General features: G+C 35.9%; 11 protein-coding genes. 10 read left to right on the top strand and 1 reads right to left on the bottom strand.

Features of this window, described 5'->3' with window-relative positions:
* Nucleotides 1–29 precede the first annotated feature (29 nt).
* From V3Z67_RS13785 to V3Z67_RS13795, 3 genes are read left to right on the top strand one after another with little or no spacing between them, the layout of a single operon-like run.
* A complete protein-coding gene (locus V3Z67_RS13785; protein WP_330443858.1) occupies nucleotides 30–1,460 on the top strand; it encodes a glycoside hydrolase family 125 protein in 1,431 nt (476 codons plus the stop codon).
* A gap of 16 nt (nucleotides 1,461–1,476) precedes the next feature.
* Entirely contained in the window at nucleotides 1,477–3,651 is a 2,175-nt protein-coding gene (locus V3Z67_RS13790; RefSeq protein WP_330443859.1) for a GH92 family glycosyl hydrolase, read from the top strand.
* Nucleotides 3,652–3,710: 59 nt separating this feature from the next.
* Nucleotides 3,711–4,820: an aldose epimerase family protein gene (locus V3Z67_RS13795; protein WP_330443860.1), complete on the top strand. Its 1,110-nt coding sequence runs from the start codon at nucleotides 3,711–3,713 to the stop codon at nucleotides 4,818–4,820.
* 115 nt (nucleotides 4,821–4,935) lie between these two features.
* On the opposite strand, the gene V3Z67_RS13800 is transcribed toward V3Z67_RS13795, so the two are convergent.
* On the bottom strand, nucleotides 4,936–5,667 hold the full coding sequence (locus tag V3Z67_RS13800) for a GntR family transcriptional regulator (RefSeq protein ID WP_330443861.1): 732 nt from the start codon (nucleotides 5,665–5,667) through the stop codon (nucleotides 4,936–4,938).
* 233 nt (nucleotides 5,668–5,900) lie between these two features.
* Between V3Z67_RS13800 and V3Z67_RS13805 the strand changes: the two genes are divergently transcribed.
* From V3Z67_RS13805 to V3Z67_RS13835, 7 genes are read left to right on the top strand one after another with little or no spacing between them, the layout of a single operon-like run.
* The gene (locus V3Z67_RS13805; RefSeq protein WP_330443862.1) at nucleotides 5,901–8,582 is read left to right on the top strand and encodes an ROK family protein; all 2,682 of its coding nucleotides are present in this window, start codon (nucleotides 5,901–5,903) and stop codon (nucleotides 8,580–8,582) included.
* Nucleotides 8,583–8,625: 43 nt separating this feature from the next.
* Nucleotides 8,626–11,688, top strand: coding sequence for a SusC/RagA family TonB-linked outer membrane protein (locus V3Z67_RS13810; protein ID WP_330443863.1), 3,063 nt, complete (start codon nucleotides 8,626–8,628; stop codon nucleotides 11,686–11,688).
* An 11-nt stretch (nucleotides 11,689–11,699) separates the two neighbouring features.
* Nucleotides 11,700–13,277: a RagB/SusD family nutrient uptake outer membrane protein gene (locus tag V3Z67_RS13815; RefSeq protein WP_330443864.1), complete on the top strand. Its 1,578-nt coding sequence runs from the start codon at nucleotides 11,700–11,702 to the stop codon at nucleotides 13,275–13,277.
* 11 nt (nucleotides 13,278–13,288) lie between these two features.
* Nucleotides 13,289–14,476, top strand: coding sequence for a SusE domain-containing protein (locus tag V3Z67_RS13820; RefSeq protein ID WP_330443865.1), 1,188 nt, complete (start codon nucleotides 13,289–13,291; stop codon nucleotides 14,474–14,476).
* 10 nt (nucleotides 14,477–14,486) lie between these two features.
* Nucleotides 14,487–15,677, top strand: coding sequence for a glycoside hydrolase family 76 protein (locus tag V3Z67_RS13825; protein WP_330443866.1), 1,191 nt, complete (start codon nucleotides 14,487–14,489; stop codon nucleotides 15,675–15,677).
* A gap of 33 nt (nucleotides 15,678–15,710) precedes the next feature.
* Nucleotides 15,711–18,059, top strand: coding sequence for a GH92 family glycosyl hydrolase (locus V3Z67_RS13830; RefSeq protein ID WP_330443867.1), 2,349 nt, complete (start codon nucleotides 15,711–15,713; stop codon nucleotides 18,057–18,059).
* A gap of 18 nt (nucleotides 18,060–18,077) precedes the next feature.
* A complete protein-coding gene (locus tag V3Z67_RS13835) occupies nucleotides 18,078–19,223 on the top strand; it encodes an MFS transporter (RefSeq protein ID WP_330443868.1) in 1,146 nt (381 codons plus the stop codon).
* Nucleotides 19,224–19,234: the final 11 nt, after the last annotated feature.

The following is a 19,234-nucleotide window of genomic DNA, read 5'->3' on the forward strand; positions in this document are numbered from 1 at the left end:
AGGCATAGCCTTATATAAAAATTACAAGAATGCAAAGAAGAAAATTTATTCAGAATACTGCACTTTTCGGCGGTTTGACTTTAATTGATCCTATGGAAATTATTGCAGGGATTAACAGCGGAAATAATTTTCCGATAGTAAGAGTAGCTAAAGACAAAAGAAATTTTGAAAGTGAAGTAATAGAAAAAACTATAACAGAGTTTCAAAAAAACGTAAAAGACAAAGAGCTTGCCTGGCTATTTAATAACTGTTTTCCAAATACACTGGATACAACAGTAACCTATGCACAAAAAAACGGACGACCTGATACATATGTAATTACAGGTGATATAGATGCTATGTGGTTAAGAGACAGTTCTGCTCAGGTATGGCCATATATGGCCTTTGCAGGAAAAGATACTAAGCTTAAAAACCTTATTGCCGGAGTTATTAACAGGCAAACAGAATATATTTTGAAAGATCCATATGCGAATGCATTTTATAGAGACCCCAACAAAAGAGGGGAGTGGACAAGTGATCATACTGACATGAAACCGGGTGTACATGAAAGAAAATATGAAATAGATTCTTTATGTTACCCTATACGCCTTGCTTATAATTACTGGAAAACTACTGGAGATACATCTCCGTTTGATGAAAATTGGGTAAATGCAATAAAAACAACACTTAAAGTTTTTAGGGACCAACAGGAAAAGGACGGAAAAAATCCATACTCATTCCAACGTACTACACAGTTTGCTACAGATACAAGGGCACTTAAGGGATATGGTTATCCTGTTAAACCGGTTGGACTAGTGTGCTCTGCCTTTAGGCCAAGTGATGATGCTACAGTGTTCTCTTTTCTAATACCTTCAAATTTCTTTCTTGTTGTTAGTATGAAACAGGCAGCAGAAATGATGAGAGAAATTAAAAAAGACAATGCTACGGCAAAAGAGCTTGAAGCACTAGGAGCAGAAGTGGATAAGGCATTAAAAGAGCATGCAATTGTAAATCATCCTAAATATGGAAAAATTTATGCATTTGAAGTAGACGGATTTGGAAATAGTTTATTGATGGACGATGCCAATGTGCCAAGTTTACTGGGTTTACCTTACCTTGACGCTGTTGATGTAAATGACCCGATTTATCAAAACACAAGAAACTTTGTTCTTTCCACAGATAATCCTTTCTTCTTTAAAGGTACTGCAGCCGAAGGTATTGGGGGGCCTCACGTAGGCATGGATATGATATGGCCTATGGCAATTACTATGAGAGCTCTTACAAGTACAGATGGAAATGAAATAAAAGAGTGCATAAAAATACTGAAAGCTACACATGGTGATACAGGATTTATGCATGAGTCCTTCCATAAGGATGATCCTAAAAACTTTACAAGACACTGGTTTGCGTGGGCAAATACTCTGTTTGGAGAATTACTATGGGATACGTATAAAAAGCGTCCTAAACTTTTAGAACTATAAAAGCCGAATTTAAATTATGAAAAAATATAAAAGTAATTTTGCATTTGCTTTTCTGGTCGCAACCTTATGTTTAGGAGAGGTGTCGGCACAGTTAAATACAAGTGTTGCAAAAACAAAATATACTTCTCAGGTTAATCCTTTTATAGGTACAGCTCCCTTATTAGATACAAAAATTATAGGGTACACGCCTCCGGCAGATATGCGTGTATGGGCAGGGCTTGTATTTCCGGGTTCTTCTGTGCCTAACGCGATGGTGCAATTAAGCCCTATGACAAAATACAGGTCTGGGGCAGGTTATGAATATGAAGATACTTCAATTTTAGGTTTTACCCATACTAATAAAGGACACTGGAATTTGTGTCATATTCCTATACTTCCTGTATCGGGGAGTGCGTCAGCACCATACCAGTCTGCTTTTAGCCATGATAAGGAAAAAGCAAGTCCGGCATATTATGAAGTCTATCTGGATAACTATGATGTTTTGGTAAAGCTTACTTCTACATTACGTTGTGGTGTGCATGAGTATACTTATAAGAATAATTCAGGCAGAAAGATATTATTTGATTTAGGTAAAGCAAACAATCATGTGGATGACTGGACTATTCGACAGGAAGGAACAAATGTAATTACAGGATACCAGAGAACCGGAGGAGAGAAAATTTATTTTTATGCTACAGTAGATACTGATATTCTAAACACAGATATAAAAGATATTACAAAAAGTAATGGATATGCATTATTATCTCTAAAAGACGGTAATGCCCCAGTAACTCTTAAAATAGCTTTATCTTTTGTAAGTGTTGAAAATGCGGCTGAGAACCTAAACAGTGAGGTAGGTAATAAAACTTTTTCACAAGTTTACCAGGAAGGTAATACAACATGGGAAAGCCTGCTTTCTAAAATTGAAGTACAGGGCGGTACAACCCACCAAAATATGTTGTTTTACAGCATGCTTTACAGATCGTTTCTTTGGCCAGCTCTTAGAAGTGACGTAAATGGACAGTTTACTGATGAGGCGGGTAAGGTGAGAAAAGAGAAGTATCGTTATTATACCCTGCCATCTTTATGGGATGATTACAGAAATAAGCTTGTACTCCTTAGTATTTGTTCTCCGGATGTAACAAACGATATTATAAACTCTATGATTAATAAAGGAGATATAAAAGGTTTTATGCCTACATTTTTTCATGGTGACCACGCTGCATCTTTCATTGCAGGTTCTTATCTAAGAGGCATTAGGGATTATGATGTAAATAAGGCTTATGAATTACTGTTAAATAACGCCTATAAAGAAGGAGGAACAAGACCTTATGTTTCTGAATATATTGCTAAAGGTTTTATTTCAGATCCAGATGTTAAGAATCCACATGTGGAGACAAAAGCAAAAGCTGGTGTTACAAAAACACTTGAATATGCTTATGATGACCATGCTTTATCACTTCTTGCTAAAAACTTGGGAGATACTGAGCATTATAAGGATTTAAAGAAACGTTCTAAAAACTATATTAATGTATTTGATAAGCAAACCAACTTTATGAGAGGAAGGCTTGAAAACGGTGATTGGATTACTCCTTTTAATCCTGAATATCCGTATTATGAATACATGTATCGTGAAGCAAATGCCTGGAATGTCTCGTTTTATGTACCTCATGATATGGAAAGTTTGGTTAAACTTTACGGTGGTAAAAAAGCTTTTGAAAAAAAACTTGATACATTTTTCACAAAGCCATGGAATCCTGAATACATAGCATGGAATATATCGGGTTTTATAGGTCAGTACTGTCATGGTAATCAACCGGCTCACGAAGCTCCTTTTTCTTACTATTTTGTAAATAAGCCTGAAAAATCGCAAAAGATTATTGATGAAGTTTTAGCTACTATGTATGATATTGGACCCGAAGGTCTTGCTATGTGCGGTATGGACGACGCAGGGGAAATGTCATCATGGTATGTATGGACAGCTTTAGGATTGTATCCTTTATCTCCGGCTGATCCTGAATATATTGTAACAGTACCGATTTTTGATAAAGTTGAATGGACAATGCCATCGGGTAAAAAGCTTATAATAAGTAATCCTAACGGTAAAAGAGATTTAAAATCAATAAAAGTGAATGGTGCAGATATAAAGGGATATTTTATACCACATGATTTGTTTAAAGATGGCGGTAGTATTGAGGTAAATACAAAATAACAGAATATAATGCATATATGAATTTTAAAAGTATCATTATTATTTTAATAATCTGTGTTTTGCTGGGATGTAAAGAAGAAGCCAAAAATGAAATACATTCCGTAGCAGAGGCTAAATCTTCTGTTACACAGTCTGTATACGCTGTAACTTCTGAAGGAGAAGAAGTCTATAAGTATAGCTTAATTAATACAAAAGGTATGCAAATGGAAGTTATTACAATGGGCGGAGCTATTATATCATTAACAGCACCTGATAGGGACGGAAAATATGAAGATGTAGTATTAGGATATACAACACCTGATTTATACCTAAATGGTAATCCGTCATATTTTGGAGCAATTATAGGCCGTTATGGTAATCGTATAGCTAAGGGTAAATTTACATTAGAGGATATTGATTATCAGCTTCCTGTTAATGACGAAGTTAATCATTTACATGGGGGTAAAGGATTTGATCAGAAGATTTGGAAAGCAAAAATAATTTCAGAAGATGAGCCTTCATTAAAACTGTCATACACATCTATAGATGGGGAAGAAGGTTATCCCGGCAATCTTAATGTGACTGTAATTTATACTCTTACTAATAAAAATGCTCTTGAGATTTCTTATGAAGCTGATACTGATAAAACAACTATAATAAATCTTACTCAGCATTCATATTTTAATTTATCAGGTAATTTTAAAACTATACTGGATCACAATTTAGAGCTTAAAGCCGATAGATTTTTGACTGTTGATAGTACTCTTATCCCTACCGGTGAGTTAAGGTATGTTGCCGGAACGCCATTTGATTTTACAACAGCAAAAAATATTGGGAAAGATATTAATGCAGATAACGATCAGCTTGTAATAGGAAAAGGATATGACCATTGCTGGATATTTAATAATACCGTTAAACACATGAAAGAAGTTGCTGGTTTGTACCATAAAGAATCAGGCAGATACATGACAGTTTATACAGATCAACCTGCAATTCAGTTTTATAGCGGAAATTTTTTAGACGGAACTTTAAAAAGCAAAAAACAAGGTAACTATGAGAAACGGAGTGGCCTTTGCCTGGAAACACAACATTATCCTGACTCGCCTAACCAAAAAGAATTTCCATCGGTTGTATTAAAAGCAGGAGAGCTATATAAAACAAAAACAATCTATGAGTTTAGTGTTAAGTAATTATAAATAGCTAAACAAATAGTTATAAATACTTTTTTGAATGTTAGTAGTTTAAAATTAAAGCCAATTCACAGTTTTATGAATTGGCTTTTTAATTATAATGATTAAATAGTCTTTAAACTTCTCGATCAAATTCCAGCGTATATGTAAAGCTATCAGCACGGTAATAACCATCGTTCCATTCTAAAGGCCTGTTTCCGGGATCAAAAACAAAACGTTTTCTTCTAAGAATGGGATCTCCTTCATTTATCTCCAGTTTTTGAGCGAAAAAAGCATCAGCTTTAACAGCACTTATCTCTTCTTTCGATAGCTTAGCGATAGAGTTATAATGAGCCAGAATATCATAAAGAGGTTTAGAAAAGTCCTCGTTTCCGGTTAATCCTATACGAGGGTTAAAGTAGGATACAAAATATACAAACGGAATATCTGTATTTCCTCTTAAACGCTCAAGCTTTAGTATTCTTGAATTTTCTTCTAAATTAAAAAACAGGCTAAGTTCTTTATTAGCTTTAACCCAACTAACATGCAGCTCATAATTTTTCGGTATTATTCCTAAAGCTTTCATTTCCTGAGAAAAACTTAACCAGTTTTGTGCTTTCGAACTTATTGCAGCTTTTTTGACAAAAGTACCTACGCCTTTTTTACGAGTTAGTAATCCTTCATAAACTAATTTATTAATTGATTGCCTCAATGTACTTCTTGATATGCCTAATTGTTTAGACAAACTAACTTCGTTTGGCATTTTAGCGCCGTTTTGATATTCATCAGCTTTTATAGCCTCTCTAATTTGCTCTTCAATTTGAATATGTAATGGTATAGGACTATTGTAATCTAATGATATTTTCATTTATTATGTTAATTATTTGATAATTAATTATTTTTTAAATTATCATTACTATAAGCTTTAAACTATATAAATAGAAACTTTAAGTTAATTTTTTTGTTTTTTATATAGACAAATGTAATTAATTTTTAGCAAAAATTAAGTTATTATTTTGTTATCATAAATGCTTTTCTTTAATTTGCTACAACGTTATTGTACATACATATGTACATATTAGTATTTTTAAAATAAGTTATATGTCACTTTATTATTTAGGTATCGATGTTGGTGGTTCTCATATCTCCGGAGCGTTGGTAAATGCAAAAACAGGAGAATTAATAAAAGAATCCTATCATAAAGCTGTTCATGATTCTAACAGCGCAAGTTCAGAATTTTTTAAATGCTGCAAAGAACTCTTTTCAATTGTAATGAGTAACTGTAATGTTGGCAGCTTTGAAAATATAGTAGGAGTGGGCGTGGCCATGCCGGGTCCCTTCGATTATGAAAATGGTATTTCTAAGATTTATGGTGTTCAAAAGTATGATTCTTTGTTTGGGCTTAATGTTAAACAGGAATTACAAAAAATTGCTGACGGAACTCCGGTTTATTTCATTAATGATGCCGAGAGTTTTGCAATAGGTGAATATGTAAGTGGTGCAGCTATTAACAGCTCAAAGAGTATAATCATGACCCTTGGGACAGGTTTTGGTAGTACATTTCTTGTAGAAGGCGCTATGCAGGATGGGATGGGAGAAGGTATTCCTACAAATGGATATCTGTATAATATTCCTTTTAAAGATGGTATTGCTGACGACTTTTTTTCAACACGATGGTTTGTTCAACAGTGGAATGAGATAAATAATGAAAATATTGCCAGTGTAGAGGCTATTGCCAAACTGGCAAATGAAAATGATATAAAAGCACTTGGCTTATTTGATTTATTTGCTGAGAATTTTGCAGATTTCATGAAACCTTGGGTAGATTCATTTAAACCTGAAAGAATAGTTTTAGGAGGTGGTATAGCTAAGGCAGCACCATTATTTATGGATAAGTTTTTAGGTAAACTGAATTTAGAGAATAATTTAGATGTAAAAATTTCTGAGCTATGGGATAAGGCAGCAATAATTGGGGCTGTAGCATACGTTAAAAATAAGCAGGAAAAAGAAGTATCAAAAAATAAAATATCAAGAAAAACAGAACAGTTTCTAATACCTGAAAAAAAAGAAGAAAGCAGTAAAATAGCTTACGATGCCTATCCGGCTTTTAATATCGGAAAAGGTAAAATTAAACCAGGCTATGATAATCTTGCTCAATTAATATCAAAATTTTCAAGTGTTATAATAGACGGTTATCAGGGCATATTTTGGGAAGATTTTATAAAATTTATAGATAGAGAACTTACTCAATTAGGTAAAAGAGCAAGATGGTTTCATATTGATGCTGCTATGAAACCGGCTGATGAGATTAATGTAATGTTAGAGCCTTATTTGGGGGGAGATGACCCTCTGTTTGGTAAGATTACCGATAAAACATTATCAGACTGGTTTGATAAAGACAGACTATCTAAGATAGTTCAGGATCCATCTGTAGATATCAATATTGTTGTTGGACCCGGTGCTGTATTATCAGGTTGGAATGCTCCCATATTATATGTAGATCTTCCTAAAAATGAACTCCAATTCAGAGCCAGAGCAGGAAGGGCAGGTAACTTAGGTACTGAAGAACTTACCGATAATAAAAGTACTTATAAACGATTCTTTTTTATTGATTGGGTAGTCCTTAATAAGCATAAAGAACAGTTGCTTCCTAATATAGATGTTATTATAGACGGACAAAGGCCGGATAATATTCTTTTTATGGGAGGAGATGACCTAAGAGATGGACTTACCGCCATGGCATCTAATGTTTTTAGGCCAAGACCATGGTTTGAACCGGGTGCCTGGGGTGGCAGTTGGATGAAAGACCATCTTGAAGGCATTAATGGTAATGTTGAAAATCTTGCATGGTCTTTTGAACTTATGGTTCTTGAGAACGGACTATTACTTGAAAGTGATGGTTTTCTTCTGGAGGTTTCTTTTGATACTCTAATGTTTAATAATTACAAAAACATTCTTGGAGATTGTGCAGAAACCTTTAAACATGACTTCCCTATACGGTTTGACTTCCTGGATACTTTTGACGGGGGAAACCTCTCTATACAATGCCATCCATCTCCGCAATATATAAAACAGGAATTTGGTATGCCGTTTACTCAGGATGAAACTTATTATATACTGGATTGTAAAAGCGATGCTGAAGTTTATTTAGGATTTCAAGATGGTGTTGAGCCTATGGATTTTGAAAAGGCATTAAAACACAGTCAGGAAAAATCAGTAGAGTTGGATGTAAACAGATATATTCAAAAATTTGAAGCAAACAGGCACGACCTTTTTTTAATTCCACATGGCACTATACATGCTTCGGGCAGCAATAATATGGTACTTGAAATAAGTAGCGCACCCTATATTTTCACTTTTAAGATGTATGACTGGCTTCGTCTTGATTTAGATGGTAAACCACGTCCTATAAATATTGATAGGGGAATGGCAAATGTAAACTTTAACAGAAGTGGTAATACAGTTGAAAAAGAACTGATATCCAAACCATATGTTATACAACAATATGATAGTTATACAATAGAGCATTTACCTACACATAAGGATCATTTTTATGATGTTTACCGCTATAATATAAAAGATGAGGTCACAATAAAAACCAACAACAAATGTCATGTATGGATGTTAGTGGAAGGCTCAAAAATAGAGATTACTACACAAAACGGTCTTTCACAGATTTTTAATTATGCCGAAACATTTGTTGTACCTGCAGCAACTGAGAGTTACACCATTAAAAATTTAAGCCATATACCCGTACTGCTGGTAAAAGCTTTTGTAAAATAATCATACCCTTACCAATAAACAACTAACACATAAGTATGAAATTATGAGAAAACATGAAAAAAGCAGACTGTTTTCCCGGATCGAAAAGCGAGCCGGATTAAAACTTGCCATACTCATTGCCTTAATTTTTAATACAGGGATGTATGCGCAAACCACCATTACCGGTGTTATATCAGATTCCACAACTAGCGAAACTATTATCGGAGCAACAGTGGCTGTAAAAGGTACTACTAATACTGTGGTGAGTGATTTAAACGGGGTTTATACTATAAAAGCGCCGGTTGATGCAATACTTGTAGTATCTTTTATAGGTTATGCTACTCAGGAACAGCATATAAATGGAAGAGATACAATAGATTTTGTACTTAAGGAAGAAATAAACTCTTTGCAGGAAGTTGTTATTGTGGGATATGCTACCCAAAAAAGAAATAGTGTAACATCGGCCATCAGTACAGTAGATTCAGATGCTTTTGAGAACCGTCCCATAACAAGTGCCGCACAGGCATTACAGGGTACAACCCCTGGGCTTGTAATCCAACAGGGCAGTAGTGAGCCGGGTCAGGGGTCAGTAATTAACATTCGTGGCATAGGTACTTTTCAGTCAAATACATATCCCTTGGTACTTATTGATGGACTTATAGGAAGTATAGATAATATTAACCCTAATGATATAGAGACAGTATCAGTACTTAAGGATGCCTCATCTACAGCCATATATGGTTCAAGGGCTGCAAATGGAGTTATATTAATTACAACTAAAAAAGGCAAGGCAGGTAAAACAAGTATTTCCTACGATTACTTGTATGGTTTTCAGGAAGCAACTAATATGCCAAAATATGCTCAGGCTTGGGAGTATGCCGAATTGCGAAATGAAGCACTGGTTAATTCAGGACTACCAGCTCGATATTCTCCTCAGGAGATAAATGATTTCAGAGCATTAGGTAAAGGAACTATATGGCTGGAAGAACTATACAGGAAGTCAGCACCTCAGGAATCTCACAATCTTGCGGTACAGGGTGGAGGAAATAATACTACTTATCATTTATCTGTAGGACACTTAAACCAAAGGAGCCTTTTTGAAGGTAATGATGATTATGGATTAAAACGAAATAACGCAAGGTTAAATATAAGTTCAAAACTGTTTGATAATCTAAACATTGTAGCGACAGGATTTTATAATGGTTCTACTGTAAATGAGCATGCCTACTGGACAAATTGGCTAATAGAACAGGCTACAAGAATGCCTGTAATTTATAACATAAGAGATGAAGAAGGTAACTTTACCTTACCCAGCGGGAGTAATTCTAACTCGCTTGCAAGACTTACTAACGGCGGTATGAGAACTTATGAAATCGATAATTTTTCAGGAAGTCTTAGTGCTGAGTGGAGTATTATAAACGATCTTAAACTTAAAGGTTTTTTTGGGGCAAATGTTTCAGATAATAATACCCATGAATTTAGAAAATCTATAGATTATGCGCCTTATTTGGGAGGTGGAGATTTAGAAAGTTCTGTTATGGATCGTTTTGACAAAACGGTATTACTTAATTCAACAGTAACACTAAATTATACAAAAAACATTGGTGAAAACCATTCTTTTATCGGGTTATTAGGACTATCACAGGAAAGTAGCGAGAGAAGATGGTTCCAGGCAAGAAAAATCGGAATTCCCGGCAATGAATTTGGGGTTTTATCAAATGGTACATATACTGATGAGGGTAATACTTATGGTAGCGCTGAAGAATGGAGTATTCAATCTTATTTTGCGAGGCTTAACTATTCTTATAAGGATAAATACCTTTTTGAAGGTAACTTGCGTGCCGATGGTTCTTCACGCTTTGCTTCGGATAATCGTTGGGGAGTATTCCCTTCGTTCTCTGCCGGATGGCGTATATCTCAGGAAAACTTTATGCAGTCTACAGCAGGATTTCTTAGTAACCTTAAATTAAGGGCATCGTGGGGGCAGGTAGGTAATCAGGATATTGGGCTTTACCAGTATTTAAGTACCATTACAGTAAATACTCAAGCCTATTCATTTAATGATAATTTAGCTAACGGAGCCTATTTTAGTGTAGCTAACCGCGACATTAGCTGGGAAACGAGTGAAACGCTTGATTTTGGTATTGAAGCCGGATTTTTTAATAACAGACTGAACTTTACTTTTGACGTATATAGTAAAGACTCTAAAAATGTGTTGGTTAGTAATTTACCGGTTCCGGGAATTTACGGTGCGGGTTCTCCTGTACAAAATGTTGGGTCAATCAATAACTCAGGTTACGAGATTGCTGTAAATTATCGCTTTAATACAGGAAAAGTAAGTCATTCCATTACAGCAAACCTTGCCGATAATGTGAATGAGGTTACTGATGATGGCGGAAGGACGCTTATAGGCGGTACTGATGTAGTAACAATACTTAGGGAAGGATTTCCTATAAATTCATACTATGGCTTAATGACTGACGGTATTTATCAAAATGCTGAAGAGGTGGCAAATGGCCCCCAACAAAACTTTAACGCAGCGGGTGCCAAGCCAGGAGATTTACGATATGTAGACAGGAATGGCGACGGAGTGATAAGAGAGGAAGACGACCGTTTTATTTTAGGAAACCCTTTTCCAAGGTATAACTATGGTTTTACTTATAGTGCTCAATGGAAAGGACTTGACTTTAGCTTCTTTATACAGGGTGTAGGAAAGAGAAGCATGTGGATACGCGGAGAAGGTGTAGAAGCATTTCATAATAATAACGAAGGTCCGGTGATGGATTATCACATTGATCGATGGACACCGGCAAACCCGGATGCTTCATATCCACGACTTACTGTAGGTGCAGAATCTGCAAATAATGCTGCCAGATCTGATTTTTGGATACAAAATGCTGCTTATGCAAGGCTTAAGAATTTACAGTTAGGTTTTTCAATTCCAAAAGAAATCACACAACAAATAGGAATAACCAGGCTTAGGGCTTACATAACCGGTCAAAATCTGCTAACGCTTACTAAACTAAAAGCCGGTTACGATCCTGAAATTAATTCGGGCGATGCCAGTAACGGGAGGGTGTATCCGGTAACCAAGGTATGGGCAGTAGGACTAAATGTTAACTTTTAAAAAATTTACAAATGAGAAATTATCTGGTCATAGCCTTATTTATCATGATGATAACAGGTTGCGAAAGTTTAGATACCCCGCTTGTAGACAGGGAATCGGATATCACTTTTTGGGATAAGCCCGAAGATGCATTGGCAGCCCTTAATAGTTGCTACCCCGATCTTTATGGAGCCGAACAGTTTATTTTTAATGAATCGCTATCAGACAATTCATATACAAGAAGCAATAACGGATCGTTAGTAAGAGATATTGCAAATGGTAGTTATGATGCATCGGCTCCCCTGGTAAGAGAAGTATGGAATGCACGATTTGCAGGTATCAGACGCTGTAATATACTTCTTGATAATATTGAAAATGTAGCAGGTCTAAGTAATGAGCTTAAAGAACGTTACAGGGCTGAAGCTAGGGTGATAAGAGCCTTTCATTACTTTATACTGATGAATAACTTTGGAGATGTGCCACTCGTTACGCAACAGATTAGCATAGAGGAATCTATGACTATATCGAGATCACCAAAACAGCAAATACTTCAGTTTATACTAAATGAGCTTGATCAGTCGATGGGTTTACCAACATCTTATCCTGATACTGACAAAGGTCGTATAACAAAAGGTGCTGCTATGGGGCTTAAAGCACGAGTACTGCTTTGTGAATCACGTTGGGATGAAGTAAGTGCTGTTTGTGAAGATATAATAAACGGCGAAGCAGGCAGCATAGATTTATTTAATAGCTATTCCGGCTTGTTTAAACCAGAGAATAAGGATAATATAGAAGTGTTGCTTAATGTAGAGTTTATGCCTCTTAACAGGGAGCATAACATACAATATTTTCTTATACCTCCATCTTTAGGTGGTTTTGCAGCAATATCTCCAACTCAGGAACTTGTAGACGATTACATAATGCTTAACGGAAATACCATTGAAGATCCATCTTACAATGAACTTAATCCTTATAGCAATAGAGATCCGAGACTGGATGCAACAATTATAAGGCATGAATCACAGCTTGAAAATCCTGACGGAACTTTCACCACCATTCAAACTGCTTTAGGCACAGGCCCCGATGCAATTCATTATGCTTCAAACTCAACACCAACTGGTTATTATGTTGCTAAATTTTATGATAAGACAGCCCGTAACTTAGTTAATTCAGGGTCTAACTTAATTCTTATACGCTATGCAGACATCCTACTTATGTATGCAGAAGCTAAAGCAGAATTAGGACAGTTTGGCCAGAATGAGTGGGATATGACCATAAGAAAATTACGTGTACGTGCCGGTTTTACAAATGATAATGCTCTTAATTACCCTGCCGTATCAGGATCAGCCCTTATTGATATTATAAGGCGAGAGCGCAGGTCTGAACTAGCTATGGAAGGATTAAGGCTTATGGATCTTAGACGTTGGGGTAATGCTGAAGAAAAACTTAACGGCTGGGTACATGGTATGAAAACAGATGAAGATGCTGTTGATGATGGCTATGTAAGAGTGGAAAACAGGATATTTGATCCTGCAAAACACTATTTATGGCCCGTGCCACAGGCCGAACGCGATTTAAATTCTAATATTTCACAAAATCCTAATTGGTAAAATCTAAAATTATGAGAAATATTTATTATAGTTTACTTAGTCTTGTAGCGATGCTCCTTTTTGTATCGTGTAATGATGATGATTATGCATTGCAGGTTGGGTTTGAAGCTCCTGAAGAACTTATTACACCAGTAGACAATCACTATATTGCTATTAACCTTGAAAATACGGCACCAACTGTTTTTGAATGGACAGCTTCTGAATCTAAGTATGGAGGTGTAGTACTTTATGAAGTGGTTTTTGATATCCCTTCCGGAGATTTTTCAAATCCTTTTTTCAGTATTCGATCTGCTGGAGGAGGAAGTAAAAATTACCTTTCCCTAACCTCAGGTCAACTTGTTTCGATTGCCCGCGATGCTGGTATAGGAGTAGACTCTGAAGGTGAGGTTAAATGGACAGTAATTGCTTCTCAGGGAGGTGAAAGTAAGGTAACTGAGCAGGTAAATGTATTAAGACTTAAGCGCCCTGCGGGAATTAGCGATATACCGGCAACATTATTTATATATGGAGATGGTTTTGAAGCTGATAGTTTTGATACAGCCATGCAATGTAAAATGATTTCTGACGGCAAATTTGAAATAATAGCATCACTTAATGGCGGAAATATTAAGCTTTGTAATTCATTAGATGAAGACAGGACTTATTATCAACTAGCTGATAATAACAAACTTATTGAAGCAGATGGCGAGGCTGATATACCGGTTACAGGTACCGGGAATCCATATAGAATAGTAATTGACTTTAACCTGTTAACTATTTCGTATACCGAAATCCAAAATATTCAAATGATAAGAACGTGGCAATATAATCTGGGAGATTTAGTTTATGAAGGGAATCATAAATTCTCTGTTTCTGGTATTGCATTACCTTATTTTCATGACTGGGGTTATCCGGAGGAACGCTACCGTTTTTGGGTAACTACAGATAGTGGGTTGGAAATATGGGGCAGTTATCATAATGATGCTATGAACGGATCTAATATTTCTGGTCTTACAGCCTTTGGCGTGCAGCCGGATGGCACATCTGAACCCGAAGAATATTACAATGTGTATAATCTTGCAGATATACCTAGCCCGGGTCAGAATCAGGACTGGACAGGTATGTATAAGCTACCTTTAGGTTCTGAAGACAAAACTGCAGACGTAATTATTGATATGTCGCCATCACAAAATTATAAACACTCTATTACAGTATACTAAAATTATAATTATGAAATATCTATATATAACCTGCTTTATTTTTTTTGCCTCTTTTCATATATCGTGTCAGGAAAATGAAGATACAGGCCTTACTAACGGTGGGAATACTGAACCGGAAGAGATAATAACCTACACCGAAAAAGCTAAGCAGACATTCGATCTTATCCAGCAATATTACAAGATAAACAGTACCGGCTATTATCGTGAGAACTTTCCTGTACAACAAGGAGACAGAGAGTGTTCATATCTATGGTCTTTAGATGGTCTTTTGTCGGGAGTAAATCAGCTTGTAGCATTAGGCTTTGATGATCCTGAGCTTAATCATTCTTATGTAGCTCTTGAAGGGTATTATGATACCCAGCGTACACCATCAGCTTATGCTGCCTTTCCTGTACAGTACAGCCAGGATGACCGCTTTTATGATGATAACGCTATTATTGCCATTGATTTGATTGAGAACTATGAGATTACAAATAATGCGGCATATCTTAACCGTGCGAAGGAAATCGCACAATTCAGTCTTACCGGAGAAGATAATAGTACAGGAGGAGGATTATATTGGAGTGAACAAAACAGGAATAACCCAGAGAGTGAATTATGCATGAAAGCTGTAAGTTCTACAGCATTTTCGGTAACGTATCTGTTAAGACTTTACGAGCATACTGATGAGGAACAATACCTTCAGTTTGCAATGAGGTTGTATAACTGGCTTAATGAATATATTCAGGATCCGGTTGACAATCTTTTTTGGAATGATATAAGAGTTAGCAATAATTTTGTGAATACAACAAAATGGACCTATAATAGCGGTGCTATGATTACCAACAATGTTCTTTTGTATGAAATAACAGGGGAAGAGGTTTATCTTGACAGAGCAAGAACTATAGCAGCGTCTACTTATTCTTATTTTACAAGAACTGTAAATTCAAAGCTATTTTTCCCGGCTAATGATTCTTGGTTTAATGTGTGCCTGTTTAGAGGTTATTTAGACCTTCTTCAATATGACCAAACAGCACAAACTTATGTAAATGTATTTATACAGAATGCAGACTATGCATGGAGTAATGCACGTAACGAGTATGATCTTTTTTATGAAGATTGGGCCGGACAAAACCCGGGGAGAGATAAATGGTTGCTTCAACAGGCAGGTTTAGTAGAGATGTATGGAAGGATTGCCATCCTTAAAGGAGAGCAACAATAATTTAAAAATCTGTATTATATTAATATCTTAATTATGATAAATAAAACTTTAAGTATATCTATAGCTTTAATCAGTTTTATAACAGTACTTGGTCAGGAAAAAAAGCAAAAACTTTCTGATTATGTAGACCCTAATATAGGCACGGCACATAGTCGCTGGTTTTTTTATACTCCGGCTTCAGCTCCTTTTGGCATGGCAAAACTTGGCCCTTCTACCAATGCACATTTAGGTAATGCTCAGGGATGGGAAGCGACTGGTTATGATGACAGGGATACATCTATAGAAGGATTTGCCTGCTTTCATGAGTTTCAGATAGGTGGTATTGTTGTAGCACCATCTGTAGGGCAGCTTCAAACCATACCGGGGCCGTTAGAAAATCCTGACGCGGGTTATCGCTCCCGATTTGACAGGAAGGAAGAATATGCCACTTCAGGTTATTATTCGGTACTCTTAAAAGATTTTGGTGTAAAAGCAGAATTAACAGCTACAAAACGCGTAGGTTTTCAGCGATATACTTTTCCAAAATCAGGACAGTCTAATATTATTTTTGATGTAGGTAACAGGCAGGGCGAAAGTGGCGCAGTTAAAGATGCTAAGGCAACATTGACAGCCGATGGCAGAATTGAGGGCTATGTTATTACAACACCTGAATATGTGAAAAAGTATCAGGCAGGAGCTGATGTGCGCATGTATTTCAGTGCCGTAGTAGATAAGAAGTTTAAAGATTTTGGTGTGTTTAATCATAATGATATTAAACCGGGAGTAAAAACTACAAGCGGTGAAGGTGCGGGAGTATACCTTGTGTTTGATACACAGGAGAATGAAACTGTAACCGTGAAAATAGGTTTGTCTCTTACCTCAATTGATAACGCCCGAAAAAATCTGGAGTCGGAAGCAAAAAAACTTGGTTTTGATAAGGCCAAAAAAGAAAACCTTAAAGTATGGAATGAACAGCTGGGTAGGATTACCGTAGAAGGTAAAAATGAGGATGACAAAATTAAGTTTTATACAGGGCTTTACCATGCTTTATTAGGCAGGGGAGTAGGGAGTGATGTAAACGGGGCTTATCCTATGAATAATGGACAAGTAGGGCAAATACCACTTGATGCTAAAGGAAAACCCCTTTATAATTATTACAATACCGATGCTATATGGGGTGGTTTTTGGAACCTTACACAGCTTTGGGCACTTGCTTATCCTGAATATTATGCCGATTGGGTACAGGGGCAGTTGTTAGTATATAAAGATGCAGGATGGCTGGGTGATGGTATTGCAAGCAGTAAATACGTATCGGGAGTTGGTACGAATTTTACAGGTTTGGCAATAGCATCCGCTTATAACTCGGGAATAAGAAATTTTGATATTGAAACTGCCTATGCAGCAGCACTTAAAAATGAGCTTGGATGGCAAAACCGTATTGAAGGAGCCGGCAAAATGGATGTGAAACAGTTTATAGAGTTAGGTTATGTTCCGCAGTTAGATGATGTCGGCTTCAACACTTATGCAAATGGTTCGGGTTTTTCGGCATCACATACACTTGAGTATTCTTACAGTGCCTATGCAGTAGCCCAGCTAGCCAAGGCTTTGGGTAAAAACGACGATTATGATAAACTAATAGGTTTATCTAAGGGCTGGAGACTTTTATATGATAATGAAACTAAATTTATAAGACCTAAAAATGCTGAGGGAAAATATGTTGATAATTTTGATCCTTTACAGCCATGGAGAGGTTTTCAGGAAGGGAATGCATGGCAATATACTTTTTATGTGCCTCATGCAGTACAAGAGCTTGTACAGATGTTAGGAAAAGATACTTTTAACGAAAGGCTTAATAACATTTTTGAATCATCACAAAAAAATATTTTTGGAGGAGGAACTACAATAGATGCTTTTGCAGGACTTTCTGCATTATATAATCACGGTAACCAGCCTAACCTTCATATTTCATGGCTATTTAATTTTTCCGGCAAACCGTATTTAACCCAAAAATGGGTTCATGCTATATGTGATGAGTTTTATGGAACAGAAGGTGTACATGGTTATGGTTACGGACAGGATGAAGATCAAGGACAATTAGGTGCCTGGTATGTAATGTCATCCATAGGTCTTTTTGACGTAAAAGGCCTTACCGATATAAATCCGTCATTCCAGATAGGAAGTCCTTTGTTTGATAAAGTGACTATAAACTTGCCAAAAAAATTAAATAGGGGCAAATTTGTTATTGATGTTGCAAATAATTCTAAAGAAAATATATATCTGCAGCAAGCTAACCTAAACGGTAAGCCTTTAAATGAACTTTCTTTACCGTTACAACAAATAGTAAATGGAGGAACCTTAAAGTTAAAAGTAGGAAAGTCACCTTCTGAAAAATGGTCACAATAATTTCATAATAATTTTTTGATGCAAAAAGAGTTATCATCACTTAAACTTTTTCCAATATTATTTGGATTCTTTATAATGGGATTTTGTGATTTGGTAGGTATTTCGGTTACTTATGCCCAATCACAGTTTCAATGGAGCGAGTCTCAGGCAGGTTTTTTACCATCATTGGTTTTTTTATGGTTTTTTATACTCTCAATACCTGCTGCTACTGCAATGGATAAGCATGGGCAGAAAAAAATTGTTTTAATCGGACTTATAATAACCTTTGTAGCTACAGTAATTCCTCTAATTCAGTTTAATGAGATCAACTGTTACATAACGTTTGTATTATTAGGGATAGGTAATACTTTTTTACAGGTTTCACTTAATCCTTTGCTGGCAAATGTTGTAAACCCAAATAAATTAGGTAGTTATGTAACTTTAGGTCAGTTTATAAAAGCTATTTCCTCTTTTTTAGGTCCTATTATTGTAGGTTATTTTTCATTGAAGTATGCCTCTTGGGAAAAAAGTTTTTATATATATAGTGCAATTACATTAATGGTAATGTTGTGGTTATTCTTTACAAGAATTAAAGAGGGTCGCAGTGAAAATAAGGTTTCAGGCCTTATTGATACACTTTCATTATTAAAAGATACCAGGATCATGCTCGCTTTTATAGGTATTTTATGCATTGTAGGTCTTGATGTAGGGATGAACATTGTAACCCCAAAGTTATTAATGGAGCGAATAGGATTAATGAAAGAAGAAGCCTCTTATGGTTCAAGTTGGTATTTTGCAGCTAGGACAATAGGAACATTTTGTGGTGTTTTACTATTAACTAAATTACCTGAAAAAACATTTTTTAAGTTTAACATGGCTTTAGTGCTATTAGCACTAATAAGTCTCTTTATTGTAAATAGTCAGTCTTTTATACTATTATTTGTTTGTATTATTGCTTTTGGCTCTTCCAGTATTTTTGCGGTAATTTATACTATTGCAATAAAAATCAAGCCAAATAAGACTAATGAAATATCAGGTCTTATGATAACCGGTGTTGCAGGAGGTGCTGTAATACCACCACTTATGGGAACTGCCGTACAGTTTTCCGGCTCACAACAAGGGGCTTTGCTTATACTCTTAGTTTGCGTTGTATATTTAAGTTTTTGTTCTTTTAAGCTTAACTAAAACCTAATAAA

The organism is Flavobacterium sp. C4GT6 (assembly GCF_036347315.1).
Taxonomy (GTDB): domain Bacteria; phylum Bacteroidota; class Bacteroidia; order Flavobacteriales; family Flavobacteriaceae; genus Flavobacterium.

What these genes read in the sequence shown, in the direction of transcription:
- V3Z67_RS13785 (WP_330443858.1), top strand. Translation starts at nt 30, where the DNA reads ATGCAAAGAAGAAAATTTATTCAGAATACTGCACTTTTCGGCGGTTTG.
- V3Z67_RS13790 (WP_330443859.1), top strand. Translation starts at nt 1,477, where the DNA reads ATGAAAAAATATAAAAGTAATTTTGCATTTGCTTTTCTGGTCGCAACC.
- V3Z67_RS13800 (WP_330443861.1), bottom strand. Translation starts at nt 5,667, where the DNA reads ATGAAAATATCATTAGATTACAATAGTCCTATACCATTACATATTCAA.
- V3Z67_RS13805 (WP_330443862.1), top strand. Translation starts at nt 5,901, where the DNA reads ATGTCACTTTATTATTTAGGTATCGATGTTGGTGGTTCTCATATCTCC.
- V3Z67_RS13810 (WP_330443863.1), top strand. Translation starts at nt 8,626, where the DNA reads ATGAGAAAACATGAAAAAAGCAGACTGTTTTCCCGGATCGAAAAGCGA.
- V3Z67_RS13815 (WP_330443864.1), top strand. Translation starts at nt 11,700, where the DNA reads ATGAGAAATTATCTGGTCATAGCCTTATTTATCATGATGATAACAGGT.
- V3Z67_RS13820 (WP_330443865.1), top strand. Translation starts at nt 13,289, where the DNA reads ATGAGAAATATTTATTATAGTTTACTTAGTCTTGTAGCGATGCTCCTT.
- V3Z67_RS13825 (WP_330443866.1), top strand. Translation starts at nt 14,487, where the DNA reads ATGAAATATCTATATATAACCTGCTTTATTTTTTTTGCCTCTTTTCAT.
- V3Z67_RS13830 (WP_330443867.1), top strand. Translation starts at nt 15,711, where the DNA reads ATGATAAATAAAACTTTAAGTATATCTATAGCTTTAATCAGTTTTATA.
- V3Z67_RS13835 (WP_330443868.1), top strand. Translation starts at nt 18,078, where the DNA reads ATGCAAAAAGAGTTATCATCACTTAAACTTTTTCCAATATTATTTGGA.